The sequence below is a fragment of the Mycobacterium sp. SMC-4 genome, assembly GCF_050205565.1.
In the GTDB taxonomy this organism is placed as follows: Bacteria; Actinomycetota; Actinomycetes; order Mycobacteriales; family Mycobacteriaceae; genus Mycobacterium.
In genome coordinates, this window is record NZ_JBNMQU010000014.1 from 68,512 (window position 1) to 89,997 (window position 21,486).

A 21,486-nucleotide genomic window follows, 5' to 3' on the forward strand; every position below is an offset into this window, starting at 1 on the left:
GAGTGGACATGCACTGTCCTTTCTGCCGTCATCCCGATTCCCGCGTCGTCGATTCCCGCGAGACCGACGAGGGGCAGGCCATCAGGCGTCGGCGGTCATGCCCGGAGTGCGGTCGGCGGTTCACCACGGTTGAATCGGCCATCCTGGCAGTCGTCAAGCGCAGCGGGGTGACTGAACCTTTCAGTCGGGAGAAGGTCATCAAAGGCGTGCGGCGTGCCTGTCAGGGACGTCAGGTCGATGACGACGCGCTGAACCTGCTGGCGCAGAAAGTCGAAGACGCGGTGCGGGCCACCGGTTCGCCGGAGGTGCCCAGCCACGAGGTGGGCCTGGCGATCCTCGGGCCGCTGCGAGACCTGGACGAGGTCGCCTATCTTCGGTTCGCGTCGGTGTACCGCTCGTTCTCCTCGGCCGAGGACTTCGAACGGGAAATCCAGGCGCTGCGGGCCCACCGGGAAGTGTCTGCCCCGAACTGAGCCCGCTGGGCGGTTCAGTCGAGTTGTCGTACCCCGTCGTCGATGACGCGACCGGCCACCTGCACCCACCCGTCCGGGCTCCAGGTGGTGTGAATGATCGATCCTTGACCCTGCACGATGGTCAGGTCGCGGCTCAGGTACTCGGTGATCCGCACCGCTGCGGCGCCGGTGGCTTCGTCCTCGCGAATTCCGAGGTGTGGAGCGAACATTCGCGACCGGATGGTGTTGGCGGCCTCGTCGGCCCATGTCCACAGATAGTGTTCGACGTCGTCGCCGTAGTCGTCGGGGTCGGCAGCAGCCAAATCGTCGAGCGTGGCCACGTCATGGATGACGAAATCCGGTGCCCAGGCTGCGCGGGCGCTGACGGAGGTGAGGTCGTCGTGGTAGCCGACCTGCACGACGCCCGCGGGTACCTGCAGCGTCTTGACGGGAGTGCCGCGGTCCTTCAGCCACCACGAGGCCCCCACCGTGGGGTGGCCGGCGAACGGGAGTTCGGTGGTGGGCGTATGAATGCGGGCGTGTGCGGACTGGGCGTGTTCGGCCGGTACCGTGACGAAAACCGTTTCGCTGTAACCCAATTCGGCGGCGATGCGTTGCCTGTCCGCCGGATCGACCGTAGCCGAATCCACCACGCCGAGCGGATTGCCGAACTTGCCTTCGCGGTCGGTGAACACCCGCAGCACCGTGACATCGATGGCCATGGGGCGATGGTACGTCGCCGACGGTTGTGGCAAGTCAGGTTGCGCTGCGCTCGTCGGCCTCCAGCGCATCGAGCACCGCGACGCGGGTATCGGCCGGCCCGGTGATCGTGGTTTCGCCGGAGCGCAGCAGATCGCGCAGATAGTCCTGGTCGTAGACGGCGGGTTCGGTGGAATCGATGAACGTCTGGACCACCTCGACGAAGCGGTCCGGGTCATCGTGGAACGGGAAATGGCCAGAGTTCTCGAAGATCTCGAGCCGGGAACCGGGCATCGCGGCATGCGCCAGTTCGGCGTGGGCGACGGGGATCACCGAATCGCAGCGTCCCCAGATCAGCTGGACGGGGACCGAACGCGTCAGATAACAACGGTCGAGCATGGTCACGACCTGGCCCCGCCAGTCGACCACGGCCCGCAAGGTGCGCGCGAATGCCGACGATGCGGTTGGCTCGGGAAGGTCGGCCAGGATGCGTAATACGTTCGGGATGTCGCGGCCCATGTTCGTCGAGCCGAATACCGCGCCGCCGACACGGCCGAGGACCTGCAGTGCCGGCAGCATCAACGGCAAGCGCAGCAGCGCCAGAGCCTCGCTGCCCAACGGTAGGGAAGCCGCGCGCAAGGCGATGTTGACGTCCTTGGTGACGCCGCCCGCACCGACCAGGATCAGTCGTTCGACCAGTTGCGGAAACTGATAGGCGAACTGCATTGCCACCCCACCGCCGAGCGAGTGGCCGACGACGGTGACGCTGTCGATGTCCAACACACTGAGCAGATCGCGCATCCCGTTGGCGTACGCGGCCACCGAGTAGTCGGCGCGCGGTTTGTCGGACTGGCCGTGACCGAGCAGATCGGGTGCGATCACCGTGAAGCGTTGGGCCAGCGCGGCCTGCACTGTGCTCCAGGTGGTCGAGTTGTCCCCGATCCCGTGGATCAACAGGATCGCCGGACCGGAGCCGGCGATACGGAAGGCGCGGCGGTACCCGTGGATGGTGCGGTACTCCAGGACAGGGGTGAGCTCCCGGACCCGCCTCAGGTGGGCGGTGCGTGACGTCATCGCATCGGGTCGCTTCTCGTCACGTCGCCCACCCTCGTCATCGGGGCCCGGTCAGGGAGAGTCGGGACTCTCCCCGTCCTTGCGGTACTTTTCGCCGGCCTGCTGGGCGAGGAACCGCTCGAACTCGGCACCGAGCTCGTCCCCGCTGGGCAGATCTTCGTCGCGTGCCAACAGGGACCGGTTCTCCTGAGCAGCGACGAAGGCATCGTACTGGCGCTCCAGGGCGTCCACCACTTGAGCGACTTCGGGGCTGGCGGCAACCTGCTCGTTGATCTTCTCGTACAACTCGGCAGCGGCCTGCGCGAGCTCGGTGGTCGGGATCTGCAGCGACGCCGACCGCGCGACCTCGGAGATCAGGCTTTCGGCGGCGGCGGGGTAGTCGGTCTGGGCCAGGTAGTGCGGCACGTGCACCGTGAAGCCCACGACTTCGTGGCCGTGCTGGGCCATCCGGAACTCCAGCAGGTTGGACACGCTGCCCGGCACCTGAACCTCACCGACCCACGGCTGGTGCTCGGAGATGAGTTCCTTGTCGTTGGAGTGCGCGGTCAGGGTGATCGGACGTGTGTGGGGGACAGCCATCGGGATGGAACCAAGCCCGATCACTCGGCGCACACCCAGACGCTCGGCCAGCAACCGGACCGCGGTGATGAAGCGCTCCCAGCGCAGGTCCGGTTCCAATCCGGCCAGCAACAAAAACGGCGTGCCGACGCTGTCGTGCAGGGCGTAGAGGTTGAGCTCGGGTTCGTCGTAGCCGGTGAAGTGATCGGTCTTGAACGTCATCAGCGGCCGACGGGACCGGTAGTCGAGTAGATCGTCGATGGCGAACGACGCCACGAGTTCGGTGTTGAGGGTGTCCTTCATGTGCTGGGCGGCGAGCTTGATCGCCCGACCGGCGTCGGAGAACCCCTCGAGCGCGTGGATGAGTACCGGTCCGCGGCCGTCGGGCGCGGTCAGCTGTGGTGAAGGGAACTCGAGTTCGTACATGCCGGTCTGCTCAGGCTGATAGTGCTGACTGGGATCGTTGTGGTCACCCATGGTTCTCGCCTCCTCGCCCGCTTCGGTGTGACGGGCTTTGCCGTCACGGGTTTGTGCCTCCCATTGTCCCGCATGTGTTCGCGGGCTGTCGTGTATGTCGAACGTACACACTCGGGTGTGACATTCCTGCGCCGGTCCACTGCGTCTACCCTGCGTCGGTCGGGCAGAAACCGGGCGCGACGGCGCGGCCGGCACGCGGACGATTATCCCCAAAGCCGCTTTCATCCCCAGCTGCGGCCGGTGCACTCGCCGATGTCCCCGAACTGTCGGAACGCGTTGCGAGGTTTGCTCCATGACCACTTCATCGCGCTCCGACTGCCCGCTCGACCGTCCCGGCGTATTGATCGCTGCGCTACCCGCTGTTCTGGGCTTCGTGCCGGAGCAATCCCTGGTGCTCGTCACTGTCGCCGACGGCGACATGGGTGCGGTCCTCCGTGCCGACCTCGACGGCGAACTGCGGGGAACACTGCCGCAGCTCGCGCACCTTGCCGCGACATCGGGCGCCGAGGCCGTCATCGGTGTCCTGGTCGACGACACGGGCGCATCGTGCCCGATGTGCGCCGACGAGTACCGGGAGCTGGCGCACCTGCTGGCCGTCGAGCTCGACTCACGCGACGTGGAGTTGTACGCCGTGCACGTGGTCGAGCGTGTCGCGGCCGGTGCGCGCTGGCACTGTGCCGACGGCTGCGGCGCCTCCGGCGTGGTCGAGGACCCGAGCGCGTCGCCGGTCGCCGCGGCCGCTGTTCTCGACGGCCGGCGGCTCTACGCTCGACGCTCGGACCTCGTCGACGTGGTGGCCGTGGCGGACCCGGCACACAGCGCAGCGCTGGCCGAGGTGATCGTCCAGGCCGGACCCATCGATCCCCAGCGGCCGCCGGCGTCGGCGCGCGCCGACATCGAACATGCGCTGGCCTGCGCCGCCGAGGTCGACCAGGGCCGCTCGCTCAGCGACGCCGACTCGGCGCGGTTGGCATGGGCGCTGACCGATCCGCGGGTGCGGGACACGTTGTACGCGCTCGCCGTCGGCGACAAAGCGGGCATGGCAGAGAGCCTGTGGGCCGACCTGTCCCGTCGTCTCCCGGCGCCGTGGCGCGTGGAGGCTCTGGTGCTGTTGGCTTTCTCGGCCTACGCCCGCGGTGACGGTCCGCTGGCCGGGATCTCGCTGGATGCGGCGCTGAGTTGCCGTCCGGAGCACACCATGGCCGGCATGCTCGACACCGCTCTGCAGTCCGGGATGCGGCCCGAACGGATTCGCGATCTCGCGCGTACCGGATACCGGTTGGCGCGGCAGTTGGGCGTTCAGCTGCCGCCGCGACGGCTGTTCGGCCGCCGGGCGGGGTGACCGATCAGACCTTCTCGACCTTGACGGCGTGCGCCATTTCGTGGGGCAGTTCGACCTGCTCGTGGCCGGGGATGAGGATGTTCACGCCGCCATGATCGTTGACCTCGACGGTCACGCGGGCGTTGGGCACCACGCCTGCATCCTTGAGCCGGGCGATCAGCTCGACGTCACCCTGGACGTGTTCGGTGAGTTGACGCACCACGACAGCCACGGGCATGCCGGCCGGCAGTTCGGTCAGACGCACCAGATTGAAGGCCTCGTCGATCAACTGCTCGCCGACCCCGAGTTCCGACAGGCCCGGAATCGGGTTTCCGAACGGCGAGGTGGTGGGGTTGTCGAGAACCTTCACCAGTCGGCGCTCCACGTCGACGCTCATGACGTGCTCCCAGCGGCAGGCCTCGGCGTGGACTTCCTCCCATGGGAGCCCGATGACGTCGACAAGCAAACGTTCGGCCAGTCGGTGCTTGCGCATCACCGCCACGGCCAGCGCGCGGCCCTTGTCGGTCAGTTCGAGGTGCCGATCGCCGGCGACATGCAGCAGGCCGTCGCGCTCCATCCGGGACACGGTCTGGCTGACGGTGGGGCCGCTCTGCTCGAGACGCTCTGCAATGCGCGCGCGCAGTGGGATCACGCCCTCCTCTTCGAGGTCGTAGATCGTCCGCAGGTACATCTCAGTGGTATCGACTAGATCGTTCATGGCACACCCTCCGTCGCCGGCGAGTCTACCGTTTCCTGTACCTGAACAGCGCGCTTCGTGTAGCGACGCGTGCCACATCGCCACGAAGACGCAAGGCCCGCCCCGGTGGGGCGGGCCTTGCTGAGAATCCGGTCAGCTCGCGTACGACCGCAGGCGGTCGGCCCGCTCGCCGTTGCGCAGCTTGGCCATGACCTCGCGCTCGATCTGGCGAACCCGCTCGCGCGAGAGGCCGAACAGCTTGCCGATCTGGTCGAGGGTGCGCGGCTGCCCGTCGTCGAGTCCGAACCGCAGCCGGATGACCTGCTGTTCGCGCTCGTCGAGCGTGGCCAGCACGTAGCGGATGTCGGTATGCAGCAATTCGGAGATCACCGCGTTCTCCGCGGACATCGCCTCGGCATCCTCGATGAAGTCGCCCAGTGGCGCTTCCTCATCGCTGCCGACCGGCATGTCCAGGCTCACCGGGTCGCGGCTGTGCTCGAGCAGGTCGTTGATCTTCTCCACCGGGATACCTGATTCCTCGGCGAGTTCCTCGTCGGTGGCTTCGCGGCCCAGGTTCTGGTGCATCTCGCGCTTGATCCGGGCCAGCTTGTTGACCTGTTCGACCAAGTGAACGGGGAGCCGGATGGTGCGGCTCTGGTCGGCCATACCGCGGGTGATCGCCTGACGGATCCACCACGTTGCGTAGGTGGAGAACTTGAAGCCCTTGGCGTAGTCGAACTTCTCCATCGCGCGGATCAGGCCCAGGTTGCCTTCCTGGATGAGGTCCAGCAGCGGCATGCCGCGGCCGGTGTATCGCTTGGCCAGCGACACCACCAGGCGCAGGTTGGCCTCGAGAAGGTGCCTGCGGGCGGCCTCACCGTCGCGCACGACAGCGGCGAGGTCACGTTTGCGGTTCTCACCCAACCGCTTTCGCGTCTCGAGGAGATGCCGCGCATACAGCCCCGCCTCGATCCGCTTGGCCAGCTCGACCTCGTCGGCGGCCGTGAGCAACGCGGTTTTGCCGATTCCGTTCAGGTACACCCGCACCAGGTCTGCGGCTGGACTCTGAGCGTCCAGGTCTTGGTCAACGCGGCTGGTGGTGGCATTTGCCATGACGGCCTCCTGATCGGGTGGAACTTTCGTGAGTTACAACGCCCTAGACGCGCAATGAGTTCCCACGTTCGGAGGCCTTCACACGTTCTGATCAGCGGTTTTTCAGCGCCGACCTGAGAATGTGCTGAGAATGGGTGCAGATGCCGCTCAGCGCGGACGATCGTCGCGAAATTCGGTGGCGCTCGATTGCGGCGGCTCGACGTCCAGCCCGCCGTAGATGGCGGGTTGCTCGGATGTCGGGAACAGCGGGATGCGCTTGTTCGAGTCGTAGCGCCGCGGTTCCTCGGCGGAACGCGGAGGCCGATCATTGGCGATCAACACGGCCATCCAGGGCAGGGGAATCGCCACGAGGATGATCGCCAGCGAGATCAGGCCGTTGTGCCAGATGCCGTATGCCACCGCCGCCAGGATCAGAGACGGGATCCGGAACGACATCAACGTCAGATATTTCCGCACCCGCTGCCGGTGCTGTTCCTCGTACGCGGGCGCCGCCCGGGTGATGAGGACCGGGCGCCCGTCGTCGTCGAAGTTCAGCTCGTGGTCACGCACGGGAGACGCAGGCCGGGTCGCGATGTCATACCTCCACTGTTCCACATATATGCCGGGGGAAACCCGTCGCATTTCTTACCGATTCGCCGCCAGGCACAATAGGCGCATGGATACCCAGACGATCGAACGCACCGATACCGACGAACGCGTCGACGACGGGACCGACAGCGACACTCCCAAGTTCTTCCACTACGTCAAGAAGGACAAAATCGCCGAGAGCGCGGTGATGGGAACGCATGTCGTCGCGTTGTGCGGTGAGGTCTTTCCCGTGACGCGCTCGGCCAAGCCGGGATCCCCGGTCTGCCCGGATTGCAAGCGGATCTACGAGCAGCTCAAGAAGTAGCCGCGTCGGTATCGCCCCGGCCGCCCAGCCAACCGCGTAGCCGGTTGGTGTGGGTCTCGGGGGCCGGCCATTCCTCCTGGACCGCGGCATTGAGTTCGGCACCGATCATGATCGAGAAGCCGAGAAAGAACGCGAACAGCAGAAATGCGATCGGAGTGGCCAGCGCGCCGTAGGTGTACCCGGTGCTGGTGATCCACGTCAGGTACAGCCGCAGCGCCCAGGTCGCGATCAAAAAGACCACCGTCGCCAGTACTGATCCCGCGAGCAGTCGGTGCGACGGCAGCGGTTCGGGCAGCGAGACGCGATACAGCAGGTTGACCGCGATGAGCAGCCCCAGGAACAGCACGGGGTAATAGCCGAACTGCAGGAACCGATCCCAGCTCTCTGGGATGAACTCGCCGACCTTGCGCGGCCCGAGCGCGAGAAACGGCGCGGTGATGATCGCGCCGATCAGCATCACGACGTACAGCCCGAGTGCATAGAAGCGTTGGCGGACGGGGTGGCGAAGCTCCGTCTGGCCGTGTGCCTCGGTGATCGAGTCCACGAACGCCGAAATCGCCGATGAGCCTGCCCACAGCGAGATGACGAACCCGATCGACACGACCTCGCCACGCGCCCCCTGCACGATGTCGCGCACGGTCGGCTCGATGATCTCGACGACGACGTTGGGGGAGAAGAACCGGTCGGCGACCGCGATGATCTGACTCTCGATGGTCGGCAGTGTGTCCGGCCCGAACAGCGGAGCGATGTAGGCGAGGCTGCCCAGCATGCCGAGCAGCAACGGCGGCAACGACAGCGCGCACCAGAACGCAGCCTGAGCCGACTCCGAAAAGATGGAGTCGTCCCAACTTTTCGACAGTGTGCGGAGGGTCAGGTGGCGAAGGTGATGACGCGACGACGTCGGCCGTTTCACCGGCTGCGCTGACTGGTCACCCATGACCAGACCAGCATGGCGGATCGGTGACTAGGCCTCCACCGCGCTCACCTGGAGGACGGCGGCCATCTCGATCAGCTTGGCCTCGTGCTCATTGGCGTGGTGTTGGCAGAACAGCAGTTCGGCGCCCGAGGGCAGCGTGGCGCGCACCCGTGCAGCGGCGCCGCAACGGTCGCAGCGGTCAGCCTTGGTCAGTTCGGGGCTGGTGAGCGTTGCGGTCATAGTGGCACCTCCAGGGTGTAGCGGCGTATCTCTACTCTGTCAGACGCGTGGGCTTCCGGCGTTGTTCCCCGGGGGTTCACGGGTGTGTCGTGTTTCACCGAGAGCCGAATTGCGGCGGGGAGGGGTCGACGGTATGGACGCGGAGGCCGTTCTCGTCCATCTGTGCTCCGCCGACGAATGGGCGCGGGCGCGAGACCTCGGTACTCACCGACCCGACTCGCTGGAGTCGGTCGGGTTCGTCCACCTGTCGACACCCGCGCAGGTGCATTTGCCGGCCAACCGGCTGTATGCCGGTCGTACGGACCTGATGCTGCTCTGCATCGACCCTGCACGACTCACCTCTCCAGTGCGCTGGGAACCGGGTGTTCCCGCCGATCCCGATGGCATGGTGTTCCCGCATTTGTATGGAGAACTCCCTGTAGATGCTGTGATCCACATCACCCCTTATTTGCCTGGTCCGGACGGGTTCTTCGCACCGATGGCGTGATGCCGAGGTGACGCACGTCACGGCAGGGCGTCGGGGTGACTCAATACACTGCCGTTTCGTGGGCATACTCTCTGGCTTTGCGCCGTGGATCATCTACTGGGTTCTTGTCGGCAACGTGCCGTTCGCGACGGCCGTCCTGGTTGCGCTCGCGGCGGCGGTAGCGGTCTTGGTCGTGGCGAGGATCCGGCGGTCTCCCGGCCTGACCCTCGAAATCGGCGCCGTCGCAACGTTTTCGGTACTGACCGTGTTGACGTTCGCCGGTGACCAGTCGTTTCTCGAGCGGTGGCTGCAGCCGCTGAGCACCGCGGGCATCTTCCTGGTCGCGCTGGTCGGTGCGCTGATCGGCAAGCCGTTCGTGCGTGAGTTCGCCGAGAGCGGTCAGCCGAAGGAGGTCATCGAAAGCGACGTGTTCGGCCGCATCACCAGGGTGCTGACCTGGATCTGGATCGCGGCCTTCGCGGGGATGACGGTGTCGGCGGCCATCCCGCCGATCGTGCAGGGCGACGCCACGCTGCTCGACACGCGCACCCCGGTGTCGTTCGTCTGTTACTGGGTGGTGCCGTTCTCGCTGCTCGGTATCGCCGCGGTGCTCAGTCGGGTGCTGCCCGACCGCATGGTGCCGCCGGCCGAGGAGATCGTGCGCAAGACGACGTTCGTGGCATTCGCCGAAGCCGAGATCGACCAGTTGATCTATCTGGCCACCGAGCACGCCAACCGCGAAGCCGGCGCGGGCAAGGAAGCCTACGACGTCCGGATCGGCAGCAAGGGTGTGCCGCTCGTCGGCGACGAGACCCGTGAATCCTGGCCCTCGACCTACAAGGTGCGCGAGCGCAAACGCTGATCCCATCGAGTGCCAACGCCGGTCGCTGCGCGCGTGCGTTTACCGTCCAGATAATTTGCCATGTTAGATTCCAGCAATCCATGGCGCGTATCGGGAGGGGATTGCAGCACATGACCGTTGGGTTGGACGCGGGGCGGAAGATCAATTGGCGAGCGACTCGGCAGTGGCTCTTTGCCGGGACGGGCGGGGCCACCGTGATCGGCGTCGGCCTCCTGTTCGGTCAGGATTCCACCGCGGCGGACATCGTGGAGATGGACGTCCAGCTGGCGTCGACGGAGTCGTCTCTGGGGAATGAATCCACTGGTCAGCAAGATGTTTGGTGGATCGGCTCGGCCGGTTCGCGCGACAACCGGACTGCGGAGGTGTCCGTCGATCTCGTATCGGCCGCCGCGCCCGTGCGCCCGATGGTGGGGCCCGGGGGATGGCTGATCGGCGACGGACTGGACGCGTCTGAGGACTGTGAGGGTGCAGCCTGCAACGGCGGCAACGGCGGTCTGCTGTTCGGCAACGGGGGAAACGGCGCGCGGGGTGGCAACGGTGGCAACGGCGGTTTGTTTGGCGGTAACGGCGGCCGCGGGGGAGACGGCTACTTTCCGGGCCAGGACGGCGGGGACGGCGGCAACGTAGGACTGTTTGCCACGACGGGTGATGGCGGCGACGGCGGGCATGGCGCGGACGGCGCACTCGGCGTCGCCGGAGGCCACGGTGGCGCGGGCGGCGCTGCTGGGCGTTTGCACGGCAACGGCGGAAACGGTGGCAACGGGGGCATTGGCGGAGCCGGCTTCGACGGCGTGAACTTCCCCGGTCGCGGCCAGGCCGCCACCGGCAACCCGAACTACAGCGGCCCCACAGGTCTTCCGCTCAGCAACCGCGTGGTCGACGGAACACTGCGCGGACGCGACGGTGGACGCGGCGAGGACGGACGCTCGGGTACCGACCAGGCAGGAGGCCGCGGCGGGCAGGGCCAGGGCACCACCTCGTTCCTCAGCCCACGCCACACGTACACGATCGGCGGAGCCGGTGGTGCCGGCGGAAACGGCGCCGGCTACGGCGCCGGCGGTGACGGCGGCGACGCGGGCCTCGCGCAGGACACCGGTCCGGGCGCGGCGGCATTCGGCAACGAGGGCGGCGCGGGCGGCACCGGCGGTACCGGCGCCCGCGGTGGCAACGGCGGCGCCGGAGGCGACGTCAGGATCGACCAGGGCGTCGGCTTCGGCGGCGTGGGTGGCGCCGGCGGCGACGGTGGTACCGGTGCGGCCGGTATGACGGGAACTCCAGGCGGCAACGGCGGAGCGGGCGGCCGCAGCGGCCGACTGACCGGCAACGGCGGGGCCGGTGGTCTCGGAGGCGGTGGCGGCACCGGCGGCAACGGCGCGGTCGGCGGTGACGGCGGCAACGGTGGTCGCGGCGGTGCCGACGTGTCCGACCCGGGTGCTGGCCCGGTCGAGGTCGGAGCCGGAGGCAACGGCGGTCGCGGCGGAGCCGGCGGTGCAGGTGGTGACGGAGGTGCCGGTGGCACCGGTGGCCGCGGCGGTGCCGGCAGCGAGCAGGGCGCAAAGGGTGCGGACGGTGGCGACGGCGCCGTCGGCAACGGCGGTCGCGGCGGTGCGGGTGGACGCGGTGGTGCCGGCGGCCCGTCCGGCGACGGCGCAGGCGGAACGTCGGGTGCGGCCGGCACGGGCGGCACCGACGCGTCGGGCAGTCGCGGCGGTGCCGGCGGCGCGGGCGGATCCGGCGGCAGCGGAAACGGCGCCCGCTCCGACAACGGCTGACGCGGGAGCTAGACGGCCGTCGCCTCGATCACCGAGATCGGGGTGACGGTCGGAATGACGCGGTCGAGCCGAAACCCGGTGTCGCGCAACAAGGATGCGTACTCCGCTTCGGTGCGCTCCCGGCCGTGCGCCACCACGAGCATCTCCATGTCGAGCATGTGCCCGATGAACGACGAAGCTCGTTGCGGCAGAACCATTTCCAGCACGACCAAACGGGCCCCGTCGGCGGCGGCGGTTCGGACGTTGCGCAGAATCGTGCAGGCGTCTTCGTCGTTCCAGTCGTGCAGGATGTTCTTGAGCACGTAGACGTCGCCGCCCGCCGGCACCGATTCCATGAACGAACCACCCACCACGCGGCAACGGTGTGCCACGCCGGCGGCGTCGAGCACCGGTCCCGCACCTGCGACCACCTTGGGCAGGTCGTAGAGCAGTCCGGATGCCTGCGGCGCACTGTGCAGGATCGTCGACAGCACGCTGCCGTGGCCGCCGCCGACGTCGACCACGAGTGACGATCCGCTGAAATCGCATGCGCCGAGCGCGATTTCGTCCGAGAGTCCGCTGGCGGCGGTCATCGCCCGGTTGAACACCTCGGCGAACTCCGGGTCGGTGTCGAGGTAGTCGAAATAGGGCATCCCGCGCAGGTGTTCGGCGGCCGGCTGGCCCGTCCGCACCGCGTGTTCCAGTGCGCCCCAATCGGCCCAGCGCATCGGATGCCCGATGAACAGCACCATGTCGCGCAGCGAGTTGTCGGTGTCGCTGCGCAGGGCCTGACCGACCGCGGTCAGCGCGAAGCGGCCGTCCCGCTGTTCGCGAAGCACCCCGCGACTGGTCAGCGCGCGCATCAATCGACGGACGGAATCGCGGTGCGCGCCGACGTCCTCGGCGACGTCCTCGGCGCGGGCCGGTCCGTCGGCGAGCCGGTCGGCGATGCCCAACCGTGCGGCGACGTAGAGGATCTGGGTCACCCAGGACCCGGTCGCCAGCTCGAGCAGGGCCACGTTGCCGGGCGCCGTCGACCGGTGTGCCGTGGCCAGTCCGGCACGCAGCCGATCAACCATGTTGAGCAGGCGCACCGGAGGAACCCGGCGGCGGGACCGCGTCTGTGTCACGCGTGCACGCTACCGGCACCATAGGCCGTTGTCGCGGGTTCTAGTCCAGGTAGTCGCGCAGCACCTGCGAGCGGCTCGGGTGGCGCAGCTTGCTCATGGTCTTGGACTCGATCTGGCGGATCCGTTCGCGGGTGACGCCGTAGACCTGACCGATCTCGTCGAGCGTGCGCGGCTGGCCGTCGGTGAGGCCGAACCGCAGCCGGACCACGCCGGCCTCGCGCTCCGAGAGCGTCTCGAGCACCGACTGCAGCTGATCCTGCAGCAGGGTGAAGGACACGGCGTCCACCGCGACGACGGCTTCACTGTCTTCGATGAAGTCGCCGAGCTGGCTATCGCCCTCGTCGCCGATGGTCTGGTCCAGCGAAATCGGCTCACGCGCGTACTGCTGGATCTCCAGCACCTTCTCCGGCGTGATGTCCATCTCCTTGGCGAGCTCCTCGGGGGTGGGCTCGCGGCCCAGGTCCTGAAGCAGCTCGCGCTGGATGCGGCCCAGCTTGTTGATGACCTCGACCATGTGCACCGGGATACGGATGGTGCGGGCCTGGTCGGCCATCGCGCGGGTGATGGCCTGACGGATCCACCACGTGGCGTAGGTGGAGAACTTGTAACCCTTGGTGTAGTCGAACTTCTCGACGGCGCGGATCAGACCGAGGTTGCCCTCCTGGATGAGGTCCAGGAACGCCATGCCGCGGCCGGTGTAGCGCTTGGCCAGCGACACCACCAGACGGAGGTTGGCCTCGAGCAGGTGGTTCTTGGCGCGGTCACCGTCGCGGCAGATCCACATCATGTCGCGACGCTGCGCGGCGGGCAGCTTCTCGCCCTTCTCGGCGTACTCCGCCATCAACTGCGTGGCGTAGAGACCCGCTTCGATGCGCTTGGCGAGCTCGACCTCTTCTTCGGCGTTGAGCAGCGCGACCTTGCCGATCTGCTTCAGGTACGCGCGGACGGAGTCGGCGGACGCGGTGAGCTCGGCGTCCTTGCGGGCCTGGCGCAGCGCCTCGGACTCCTCTTCGTCCCAGACGAAATCGCCTGAGGCCTTGTCCTTGTCGGACGGTTCGTCGATGTCGTCGTCGGCGTCGTCGGCCTTCGCCGTCGCACCCGCCTTGGGGGTGGCCGCGGCGCCGGAGTCGTCGGCGTCGTCGACCTCGATGTCCTCGAGATCGATGTCGGTGTCCTCGACTTCGAGATCCTCGCCGGGCTCGACCTCCAGGTCGTCGGTGGCCTCGGTGGTCAGATCGTCGTCGGTGGCCTCGACCGCCGCGGTGGCCTTCTTGGCGCGTCCGCGGCCGGCGGACTTGGCCGCGGGCGCCTTGGCCGATTTCGCGGGTGCGCTCTTGGCCGCCTTCTTGGCCGGCGCAGCCTTCTTAGCTGGGGTCTTGGCGGCGGTGCGCTTCACCGGCTCATCGGTTGCCGGGCTTGCCTTTGTCGCTGCCACGTACACCCTTTCGGTCGTGCGGTCTCGGCGCGCAGTGATGCGCCACCGAAATTGGGTCGGCTATGTCGATGTCGGCGAGATCTCAATGTCGGGATGCTCCGCTGCGGTGTGGGCTGGGCGGTCGCCGAGGACCATTGTAACGACAGAGTGGGCGCACCCGTGCCCAGCGACGAAAACGACGCGTCGCACCGCGCGCCGCCGGCGCAGAAATCACGGCGTGGTGGTGGTGACGTCGGCCTCGGCGGCCATCGCCGCGCCCACGATGCCTGCGGTGTTGCGCAGCGCCGCGGCCACGACCGGCGTGCGGTTCTTCAACAGCGGAATCCACTTGTCGGCTTTGCGGCTGATGCCTCCGCCGGCGATGAACAGATCCGGCCAGATCGCGTTCTCGATGGCCATCAGCACATCGGTGACTTCTCTGGCCCAGCGTTCGTAGGACCACCCTTTGGCTTCTTTGACCGAGCTTGCCGCACGATGCTCGGCCTCTTTGCCGCCGACCTCCAGGTGACCGAACTCGGTGTTGGGCAGCAGCGCACCGTTGTGGATGACCGCCGAACCGATCCCGGTGCCGAAGGTCAGCAGCACGATGACGCCGCTGTTGTCGCGGCCGGCGCCGAACCGCTCCTCGGCCAGCCCGGCGGCGTCGGCGTCGTTGAGCACCGTGACTTGGTGACGCGGCAGCGCGTCGCCGATCACCTGAGCGGCGTTGCGGCCGATCCACGCCTTGTCGACGTTGGCCGCGGTGTGCACGATTCCGTCGACCACGACGCCCGGATACGTCACGCCCAGGGGCCCGTCCCACTGGAAATGGTCGACGACCTGGGCGATGGTGGCCGCGACCGCCTCCGGGGTCGCGGGCTGCGGGGTCAGGAGTTTGAACCGGTCCCCGATCAACTCACCGGTGTCGAGGTCGACGATGCCGCCCTTGACCCCGCTGCCGCCGACGTCGATGCCGAACCCGCGGCGCGGTGCGGACTCCGTGGCGCTCATGAGACTCCTCTACCAAGGTGAGTGGGTGGTGGCCACATTATCGGTTGCGGGTGTGCTGCGATGGGCTCATGAGCGGTGCAGATATCAACCCGGGGCGGTTGCGCGACGTGGCCGAACAGCTGGCCGCCGAAGCGGCCGCATTTGTGCTGCGGCGTCGCGGCGAGGTGTTCGGAGACGGCGGACGACCGCCCGCCTCCGCCGCGGTGCGCACGAAGAGCACCCCGACTGATCCGGTCACCGTCGTCGACACCGAGACCGAGCGGTTGCTGCGCAACCGGATCGGGGAGCTGCGCCCCGGCGAGCGGATCCTCGGCGAGGAGGAAGGCGGGCCGCAGACCTGCGACGACGGGGAACTCACCTGGGTGCTCGACCCGATCGACGGCACCGTGAACTTCCTCTACGGGATCGAGGCGTACGCCGTGTCGGTGGCCGTGCAGCGCGATGGTGTCTCGTTGGCCGGCGCGGTCGCCGACGTGGCCGCCGGCGCGGTCTATTCGGCTGCGGTCGGCGGCGGGGCGCGGGTGCGGCGCGCGGAGGTGGTCACGGTGCTGCGCTGCAGCGGGGCCGAGGACCTGTCCACGGCGTTGATCGGGACCGGGTTCGCATACGACCCGGCCCGCCGGCAGCGGCAGGGCCAGGTGGTGGCGAGGTTGCTCCCGCAGGTGCGGGACCTGCGCCGCATCGGATCGTGCGCGCTGGACCTGTGCATGGTCGCGACCGGCCGCCTCGACGGCTATTACGAAGACGGGGTGCAGCGCTGGGACTGGGCGGCCGGCGCGTTGATCGCCGCGGAGGCCGGGGCGCGGCTGCGTCTGCCGTCGACTCCGGACGGGTCGGGGCTGGTGATCGCCGCAGCTCCGGGCATCAGCGCCGCCTTCGACGCGGAGTTGCGGCGGTGCGGTGCGGCCGAGGAAGCCTGATCAGCAGGTTCCGGTGTGGATCTTGCTCAGCAGTGCGGGGTCGGCGGGCTGGGTGGCGTCGGGCATCAGGCTGGCCAGCACGGCGTCGATGTCGTCGCTGCGGACCAGCTCGGTGAAGTCGGTTCCGATGGCCAGATCGACCGAGTCGTCGCTGCGTTCGTCCTGATACAGCTCGGTGCACGGGGCCACCAGCCAGACGGCGGCGGCTGCGGCGCGTCCGGACGGGCCGAACCGGATCTGACCCTGGCACTGCAGCCGCGCGGTGGCGTAGATGGGATCGTTGGCGGCTTCCGGTTCGGCGAAGCCGAGGTCGCGCAGCGCGCCGGCGATCTCGGCGGCTTGTCCGCCCTGGCCGCTGGCGTTGAGCACCCGGATGCGGGTGTCGGCGAGCTTGGCGGGCATGACGTCGGTCATCGCGGTGCGCGCCACCGGCTCGAGGACGGGCATTGCGGCATTGGGATCGGCCGGCGCCGGTGGCGGGTTGCAGGGTGCGGCTTCGACCACGTCGACAGGGCGGGACAGCGCGATCACCCACACCAGCAGCGAGATGACCGCAAGCACGGCGAACATGACGATGCCCGGCACCAGGTTGCGACGCCGAAACGGCCGTCCGCGTTTGTCGAACGCCGTTCCATCGGTGATTTGCGCGACCACGCTGAGCACTCTAGAGCCCCGCGCGCGACGCCCCGACCGGCGTGAACGCGCAGACCCGTATGATTGTGACATAAATCACAGTGCACTGCGTCGCTTTCCGGGCACGAATCGTTTGGCGGATGCGTTCGACGCTGGTACAAAGCAACGCTGCAACGAGCTTCACGGAGGGGACAGGCATGGCCACCGATTACGACGCCCCACGGCGCACTGAGACCGACGATGTTTCCGAGGACTCACTCGAGGAACTGAAGGCACGGCGCAACGAAGCTCAGTCGGCTGTCGTCGATGTCGACGAGTCAGAGACCGCCGAGTCTTTCGAGCTGCCCGGCGCCGACCTCTCCGGTGAGGAGTTGTCGGTACGGGTGATTCCCAAGCAGGCCGACGAGTTCACCTGCTCCAGCTGCTTCCTGGTCCATCACCGGAGCCGGCTGGCGAGCGAGAAGAACGGCATGATGATCTGCTCGGACTGCGCGGCCTGAGGCCGCGCAGTCGTCACTGGCGCAACGCCGCCAGGACGCGGTCCGGATGCTTGGCGCTGATCAGCCAGTACGGCGTGGGATCGTCCGGATCGTCGAGCACCACGAGGACCATCGGGCCGACCCACGCCCGGTGGACCACGTAAGCCGCCGGATCCAGCTGGCGGCCGAGCGCGGCCGATTTCGCCGACTTGGGCACCTCCGCCGTGCGCGCGATCACCGAGGTCGGCAGATGGGCCTCGCCCACCCACAGCTGCGTCTGGCCGCCGGATTCGACGACGCGCACCTCGTAGCGGCCGAGCCACAGCAACGTCACCCCTGCCACCGGCAGCAGCGCGGCGAACGGCACCCAGTCGGGCAGACCGGTCAGGCCGCGCTGGAACACCACGGCGATCAATGCGGCCACCACCATTGCCGGCGGCCACCACCACCAGGGAACCCGCAACCGCTCGCGGTAGCGGACCGTTTGGGTCGTGGCGCGCGTGTCGGACACGCGGCCAAGAGTAGTCTTTGACGTCGTGTCCACCTCTCTGGCGGTAGTGCGGCTCGACCGCGGGTTGCCGCTGCCCAGCCGCGCGCACGACGGCGATGCCGGAGTCGACCTGTACAGCGCCACCGACGTCGAGCTCGCCCCCGGTGCCCGCGCTCTGGTTCCGACCGGCATCGCGGTGGCGATTCCGCACGGCATGGTCGGTCTGGTGCATCCCCGCTCCGGACTGGCTGCGCGCGTGGGCCTTTCGATCGTCAACAGTCCCGGCACCATCGATGCGGGCTATCGTGGCGAGATCAAGGTGTCGCTGATCAACCTGGATCCCGCCACGCCGATCGAGATCCGGCGCGGCGACCGCATCGCCCAACTGCTGGTACAGCGCGTCGAGTTGCCGGAGCTGGTCGAGGTGTCGTCGTTCGACGAGGCCGGCGTGACCGGCACCACGCGCGGCGACGGGGGACACGGGTCATCGGGGGGACACGCGAGCCTGTGAGAAGTGAGGGGAAGCGGAAATGGCACTGAGGCGACACCGCAAAGACGACGACGACCGGATCGAGGCGTCGCAGGACGACGCCGACGACGAGCTCGAGGGTCCGTTCGACATCGAGGACTTCGACGACCCCGAGGTGGCCACCGTGGCGCGCCTGGACCTGGGATCGGTGCTGATCCCGATGCCGGACGGCGGACAGGTGCAGGTCGAGCTCGCCGAGACCGGCGTGCCGAGCGCCGTCTGGGTGGTCACCCCGCAGGGACGGTTCACCATCGCCGCCTATGCTGCACCGAAATCCGCGGGCCTGTGGCGCGAGGTGGCCGCCGAGTTGGCCGAGTCGCTGCGCCGGGACGTACCCCACGTCAGCATCGAGGACGGGCCATGGGGGCGCGAGGTGGTCGGCACCGCGGCGGACGGGGCGACGGTCGTGCGGTTCATCGGCGTCGACGGCTACCGGTGGATGGTGCGCTGCGTGGTCAACGGTCCCGCCGAACACATCGGGGCCCTGGCCGCGCAGGCGCGAAACGCATTGGCCGACACGGTGGTCCGTCGCGGCGACACCCCGCTGCCGGTCCGTACCCCGCTCGCGGTCGAACTCCCTGAGCCGATGGCCGCGCAACTGCGCCTCGCGCAGGAGCAGGCGGCCGCCCAACAGGCCCAGGCCGCCGGTCAGCCGGCGCCGCCCCAGCAGCAACAGCCGCCCACACCTGCGGCCCGGCAGGGCACCCAAGGCTCGGCGATGCAGCAGCTGCGCACCAGCATGGGTGGCTGAGGCTAGCGCGACGCCGCGCCGTCGAGGTCGGCCAGACCGGCCAGGCACTGTGCGCCTAGCACGGCTGGGTCTGCCCCGATCTGGTCCAGCGTGACGGTGCGCAGCACCGCGCGCGGCGCGGCCGATGCCCACTCGACCCCGACGTGTAGCGGGTGGACCGCGTCGTCGGTGGCCGACACCACGGCCATCGGGGCCGCCAGGCCGGTCAACGCGTCGGCGGTGGGCGCCCGGTAGGACGCCGCTTCCTCCATCGCGTCGGGCAGCGCCGGCCACTGGCCCGCCCAGGAGCGGGTCAGTTCCTCGGCCAACCACGGCGGACTGGACGCCTGCATCTGTGCGGTGGTGACCGCCAAACCGTCGCGTCGCAGCGCCTCGGCCGAGTAGCGGGCCGCGTGCGCGGCGGCAGCGGTGTCCGGCGCCCCGCTCCACGCCGGGAGCGCGGCCAGTACCGCGACGGTTCGCGCCGGATGAGCCAGCGCCCAGTCCAGCGCGACCGCCGCGCCGATCGACACCCCGCCCACCGCGATCGGGCCCGACCGCGCGGCGTCGGTGAGCGCGTCGCGGTATCCCGCGATCAGGCGCTGCGGCTGCGGCCGCGGCGTCACCACCGTGGCGCCCGCAGCGTGCAGCGGACCCGCGAACGCGCGGTAGACGAAGTCGTCGTCGGAACCGGTACCGGGGAGCAGGACCGCGGTGACACCGCGCATTTCGACCGCCATGTCCTCGATCGTGCCCGGTCGGCACCACACGGATTGACTCGGCCGGCTCGCCGGCGTGAAACGGACCGGCGCCTCGTTCGCATCTGTGCACCGGGAGGTCTACGGTGGCCTGCGGCGGGGTAATCCCGCAGGAGCGGATTGACAGAAGGTCAGGAGAAGCCATGGCCACGGCCGAGGGTTACCTGCGGCGGCTCACTCGCCGGTTGACCGAGGACCCGGAGCAGCTCGATGTCGAAGAGCTCTCCGAGGACGTCGCGCACACCGGCGCGCAGAGGGCGATCGACTGCCAGCGCGGCCAGGAGGTGACGATGATCGGCACCTTGCGCAGCGTCGAGTGCAGCGGCAAGAACTGTGGCGGCGGTGTGAAGGCCGAACTGTTCGACGGCACCGACTCGGTGATGCTGGTGTGGCTCGGGCAGCGCCGCATCCCGGGCATCGAATCGGGTCGGACGCTGAAGGTGCGTGGCCGCGTGGGCAAGCTCGACAGCGGTGCCAAGGCGATCTACAACCCGCACTACGAGATCCAGAAGTGAGCGCTCCGGACACCGACCCGGACCAGCAAGGCGCTGCGCCGCGAGGGGCGGCAGTCCTGGAGCAGATGGGCGGCGTCAGCGGCCTGATCTACTCGTCGCTGCCGGTCGTGGTGTTCGTGCCGGTGTCCTCGGCGTTCGGTCTGCTGCCGGCGATCTCCGCAGCGCTCGGTGTGGCCACCGTGATCCTGGTGTGGCGGTTGGCCCGGCGCGAGTCGACCCAACCGGCGATCTCCGGATTCTTCGCCGTCGGTATCAGCGCGCTGATCGCCTACCTGGTCGGTGCGTCCAAGGGCTACTTCCTGCTGGGCATCTGGACCTCGTTGTTCTGGGCGGTGGTCTTCGCCGTGTCGGTGGTGATCCGCCGTCCGGTCGTCGGTTACATCTGGGGCTGGGTCAACACCGCCGACCGCGACTGGCGTGAGGTCGCCGCCGCGGTGCGGGCGTTCGATCTGGCCACCCTGGTGTGGGTGCTGGTGTTCGCGTCGCGGTTCGTCGTGCAGCGCCACCTCTACGACGCCGACCAGACCGGGTGGCTGGGCGTGGCGCGCATCGCGATGGGTTGGCCGTTGACCGCGGTGGCCGCGCTGGTGACCTATCTGGCCATTCGGGCGGCCAAACGTGCGGTGCGCAAGCAGCGGGTGGACGACGACGTCGACGACGTGGTCGCCGGCCAGGACTGACAGCGCCGCTCAGCGGCTGGGCGGCCGCAGCAGCTGCTCGCGCAGTTGGTCTTCCACCTCGGCCACCGCGACGAACAACAGCTCGTCGCCGCCCTCGAGAGGTTCGTCGGCTTCGGGCACGATCACGCGGGCACCGCGCAGGATGGTCACCAGCGCCGCGTCGCGGGGCAGCTCGAGGCGTTTGACCGGCTTGCCGCCCCACGGGGTGTCGTCGGGCAGAGTGATCTCGACCAGGTTGGCCTGGCCCTTGCGGAACTCGATGAGCCGCACCAGATCACCCACCGACACCGCTTCCTCGACCAGCGAGGCCAGCATGCGCGGCGTCGACACCGCGACGTCGACACCCCAGGATTCGTCGAACAGCCATTCGTTGCGGGGGTCGTTGACCCGGGCCACTACGCGCGGCACGGCGAACTCCGTTTTCGACAGCAGGCTCAGCACCACGTTGGCCTTGTCGTCGCCGGTGGCCGCGATGACGACGTCGAACTCCTCGAGCTTGACCGATTCCAGCAGGCTCAGCTCGCAGGCGTCGCCCAGCCGCCAGTGCGCTGCGGGAACCGCGGTGACGTCGATGTGTTCGGGATTGCGTTCCAGCAGCGTGACCTCATGCGAGGCGACGAGTTCGCGGGCGATCGAGCGGCCGACGGCACCGGCTCCGGCGATGGCGACTTTCACTTAA

At 68.5% G+C, this 21,486-nt stretch carries 27 protein-coding genes; 12 read left to right on the top strand and 15 right to left on the bottom strand.

Going from position 1 to position 21,486, the window contains the following annotated elements:
• Window positions 1-8: 8 nt before the first annotated feature.
• On the top strand, window positions 9-473 hold the full coding sequence (gene nrdR, locus ACQI46_RS22395) for a transcriptional regulator NrdR (protein ID WP_427096245.1): 465 nt from the start codon (window positions 9-11) through the stop codon (window positions 471-473).
• A 14-nt stretch (window positions 474-487) separates the two neighbouring features.
• Here nrdR and ACQI46_RS22400 read toward each other — a convergent pair whose 3' ends face one another.
• The 3 genes from ACQI46_RS22400 to ACQI46_RS22410 are packed head-to-tail and all read right to left on the bottom strand — an operon-like array spanning window position 488 to window position 3,260.
• Window positions 488-1,174, bottom strand: coding sequence for a PhzF family phenazine biosynthesis protein (locus ACQI46_RS22400; protein WP_427096246.1), 687 nt, complete (start codon window positions 1,172-1,174; stop codon window positions 488-490).
• A gap of 34 nt (window positions 1,175-1,208) precedes the next feature.
• Window positions 1,209-2,225 (bottom strand): alpha/beta fold hydrolase, encoded by a 1,017-nt coding sequence (locus ACQI46_RS22405; protein WP_427096247.1) that lies wholly within the window; start codon window positions 2,223-2,225, stop codon window positions 1,209-1,211.
• Between the two features lie 51 nt (window positions 2,226-2,276).
• Window positions 2,277-3,260, bottom strand: a complete 984-nt coding sequence (locus tag ACQI46_RS22410; RefSeq protein WP_427096248.1) for a proteasome assembly chaperone family protein — start codon at window positions 3,258-3,260, stop codon at window positions 2,277-2,279.
• A gap of 292 nt (window positions 3,261-3,552) precedes the next feature.
• Here ACQI46_RS22410 and ACQI46_RS22415 point away from each other — a divergent pair, with 292 nt between their 5' ends.
• Window positions 3,553-4,602, top strand: coding sequence for a DUF4192 domain-containing protein (locus ACQI46_RS22415; RefSeq protein WP_427096249.1), 1,050 nt, complete (start codon window positions 3,553-3,555; stop codon window positions 4,600-4,602).
• Between the two features lie 4 nt (window positions 4,603-4,606).
• Here the strand turns inward: ACQI46_RS22415 and ACQI46_RS22420 are convergent, their stop codons facing one another.
• The 3 genes from ACQI46_RS22420 to ACQI46_RS22430 form a co-directional block, all read right to left on the bottom strand.
• Window positions 4,607-5,299 (bottom strand): iron dependent repressor, metal binding and dimerization domain protein, encoded by a 693-nt coding sequence (locus ACQI46_RS22420; protein WP_427096250.1) that lies wholly within the window; start codon window positions 5,297-5,299, stop codon window positions 4,607-4,609.
• Window positions 5,300-5,431: 132 nt separating this feature from the next.
• Complete coding sequence (sigB, locus tag ACQI46_RS22425; protein WP_427059702.1) at window positions 5,432-6,391, bottom strand: sigma-70 family RNA polymerase sigma factor SigB; 960 nt, start codon at window positions 6,389-6,391, stop codon at window positions 5,432-5,434.
• 147 nt (window positions 6,392-6,538) lie between these two features.
• Window positions 6,539-6,940: a DUF3099 domain-containing protein gene (locus tag ACQI46_RS22430; protein WP_427096251.1), complete on the bottom strand. Its 402-nt coding sequence runs from the start codon at window positions 6,938-6,940 to the stop codon at window positions 6,539-6,541.
• A gap of 106 nt (window positions 6,941-7,046) precedes the next feature.
• On the opposite strand from ACQI46_RS22430, the gene ACQI46_RS22435 reads away from it, so the two are divergent.
• Window positions 7,047-7,283 carry a DUF3039 domain-containing protein gene (locus tag ACQI46_RS22435; protein WP_427059704.1) on the top strand — a complete coding sequence of 79 codons (237 nt, stop codon included), beginning with the start codon at window positions 7,047-7,049 and terminating at the stop codon, window positions 7,281-7,283.
• Here ACQI46_RS22435 and ACQI46_RS22440 read toward each other — a convergent pair.
• Both ACQI46_RS22440 and ACQI46_RS22445 read right to left on the bottom strand, forming a co-directional pair.
• Window positions 7,273-8,220, bottom strand: coding sequence for a YihY/virulence factor BrkB family protein (locus tag ACQI46_RS22440; RefSeq protein ID WP_427096252.1), 948 nt, complete (start codon window positions 8,218-8,220; stop codon window positions 7,273-7,275). The genes ACQI46_RS22435 and ACQI46_RS22440 overlap by 11 nt on opposite strands.
• A 27-nt stretch (window positions 8,221-8,247) precedes the next feature.
• The gene (locus ACQI46_RS22445) at window positions 8,248-8,439 is read right to left on the bottom strand and encodes a DUF7455 domain-containing protein (protein WP_427096253.1); all 192 of its coding nucleotides are present in this window, start codon (window positions 8,437-8,439) and stop codon (window positions 8,248-8,250) included.
• A gap of 133 nt (window positions 8,440-8,572) precedes the next feature.
• Here ACQI46_RS22445 and ACQI46_RS22450 point away from each other — a divergent pair, with 133 nt between their 5' ends.
• The 3 genes from ACQI46_RS22450 to ACQI46_RS22460 all read left to right on the top strand — a co-directional run bounded on the left by ACQI46_RS22450 (window position 8,573) and on the right by ACQI46_RS22460 (window position 11,539).
• Window positions 8,573-8,926 carry a DUF952 domain-containing protein gene (locus ACQI46_RS22450; protein WP_427096254.1) on the top strand — a complete coding sequence of 118 codons (354 nt, stop codon included), beginning with the start codon at window positions 8,573-8,575 and terminating at the stop codon, window positions 8,924-8,926.
• A 58-nt stretch (window positions 8,927-8,984) separates the two neighbouring features.
• Window positions 8,985-9,767: a hypothetical protein gene (locus tag ACQI46_RS22455; protein ID WP_427096255.1), complete on the top strand. Its 783-nt coding sequence runs from the start codon at window positions 8,985-8,987 to the stop codon at window positions 9,765-9,767.
• A gap of 110 nt (window positions 9,768-9,877) precedes the next feature.
• Window positions 9,878-11,539, top strand: coding sequence for a hypothetical protein (locus ACQI46_RS22460; protein WP_427096256.1), 1,662 nt, complete (start codon window positions 9,878-9,880; stop codon window positions 11,537-11,539).
• Window positions 11,540-11,547: 8 nt separating this feature from the next.
• Here ACQI46_RS22460 and ACQI46_RS22465 read toward each other — a convergent pair whose 3' ends face one another.
• The 3 genes from ACQI46_RS22465 to ppgK all read right to left on the bottom strand — a co-directional run bounded on the left by ACQI46_RS22465 (window position 11,548) and on the right by ppgK (window position 15,073).
• Window positions 11,548-12,597, bottom strand: coding sequence for a methyltransferase (locus ACQI46_RS22465; protein ID WP_427096362.1), 1,050 nt, complete (start codon window positions 12,595-12,597; stop codon window positions 11,548-11,550).
• 91 nt (window positions 12,598-12,688) lie between these two features.
• On the bottom strand, window positions 12,689-14,083 hold the full coding sequence (locus ACQI46_RS22470; protein ID WP_427096257.1) for an RNA polymerase sigma factor: 1,395 nt from the start codon (window positions 14,081-14,083) through the stop codon (window positions 12,689-12,691).
• A gap of 210 nt (window positions 14,084-14,293) precedes the next feature.
• The gene (gene ppgK / locus ACQI46_RS22475) at window positions 14,294-15,073 is read right to left on the bottom strand and encodes a polyphosphate--glucose phosphotransferase (RefSeq protein ID WP_427096258.1); all 780 of its coding nucleotides are present in this window, start codon (window positions 15,071-15,073) and stop codon (window positions 14,294-14,296) included.
• A 68-nt stretch (window positions 15,074-15,141) separates the two neighbouring features.
• Between ppgK and ACQI46_RS22480 the strand changes: the two genes are divergently transcribed.
• Window positions 15,142-15,993, top strand: a complete 852-nt coding sequence (locus tag ACQI46_RS22480) for an inositol monophosphatase family protein (RefSeq protein ID WP_427096259.1) — start codon at window positions 15,142-15,144, stop codon at window positions 15,991-15,993.
• On the opposite strand, the gene cei is transcribed toward ACQI46_RS22480, so the two are convergent.
• Window positions 15,994-16,647: an envelope integrity protein Cei gene (gene cei / locus ACQI46_RS22485; RefSeq protein ID WP_427096260.1), complete on the bottom strand. Its 654-nt coding sequence runs from the start codon at window positions 16,645-16,647 to the stop codon at window positions 15,994-15,996.
• 176 nt (window positions 16,648-16,823) lie between these two features.
• Between cei and ACQI46_RS22490 the strand changes: the two genes are divergently transcribed.
• Entirely contained in the window at window positions 16,824-17,126 is a 303-nt protein-coding gene (locus tag ACQI46_RS22490; RefSeq protein ID WP_043408120.1) for a DUF4193 domain-containing protein, read from the top strand.
• A gap of 13 nt (window positions 17,127-17,139) precedes the next feature.
• Here ACQI46_RS22490 and ACQI46_RS22495 read toward each other — a convergent pair whose 3' ends face one another.
• Entirely contained in the window at window positions 17,140-17,616 is a 477-nt protein-coding gene (locus tag ACQI46_RS22495; protein WP_427096261.1) for a DUF3093 domain-containing protein, read from the bottom strand.
• Between the two features lie 25 nt (window positions 17,617-17,641).
• Between ACQI46_RS22495 and dut the strand changes: the two genes are divergently transcribed.
• The gene (gene dut / locus ACQI46_RS22500; protein WP_427096262.1) at window positions 17,642-18,106 is read left to right on the top strand and encodes a dUTP diphosphatase; all 465 of its coding nucleotides are present in this window, start codon (window positions 17,642-17,644) and stop codon (window positions 18,104-18,106) included.
• Window positions 18,107-18,125: 19 nt separating this feature from the next.
• The gene (locus ACQI46_RS22505) at window positions 18,126-18,875 is read left to right on the top strand and encodes a DUF3710 domain-containing protein (RefSeq protein WP_427096263.1); all 750 of its coding nucleotides are present in this window, start codon (window positions 18,126-18,128) and stop codon (window positions 18,873-18,875) included.
• A gap of 2 nt (window positions 18,876-18,877) precedes the next feature.
• Here the strand turns inward: ACQI46_RS22505 and ACQI46_RS22510 are convergent, their stop codons facing one another.
• Window positions 18,878-19,594 carry an alpha/beta fold hydrolase gene (locus ACQI46_RS22510; RefSeq protein ID WP_427096264.1) on the bottom strand — a complete coding sequence of 239 codons (717 nt, stop codon included), beginning with the start codon at window positions 19,592-19,594 and terminating at the stop codon, window positions 18,878-18,880.
• A 161-nt stretch (window positions 19,595-19,755) separates the two neighbouring features.
• Between ACQI46_RS22510 and ACQI46_RS22515 the strand changes: the two genes are divergently transcribed.
• Window positions 19,756-20,127, top strand: coding sequence for an OB-fold nucleic acid binding domain-containing protein (locus ACQI46_RS22515; RefSeq protein WP_427096265.1), 372 nt, complete (start codon window positions 19,756-19,758; stop codon window positions 20,125-20,127).
• Window positions 20,124-20,807, top strand: a complete 684-nt coding sequence (locus ACQI46_RS22520) for a DUF3159 domain-containing protein (protein WP_427096266.1) — start codon at window positions 20,124-20,126, stop codon at window positions 20,805-20,807. Before ACQI46_RS22515 ends, ACQI46_RS22520 begins: the two co-directional genes overlap by 4 nt.
• Window positions 20,808-20,816: 9 nt before the next feature.
• Here ACQI46_RS22520 and ACQI46_RS22525 read toward each other — a convergent pair whose 3' ends face one another.
• The gene (locus ACQI46_RS22525) at window positions 20,817-21,482 is read right to left on the bottom strand and encodes a potassium channel family protein (RefSeq protein WP_427096267.1); all 666 of its coding nucleotides are present in this window, start codon (window positions 21,480-21,482) and stop codon (window positions 20,817-20,819) included.
• Window positions 21,483-21,486: the final 4 nt, after the last annotated feature.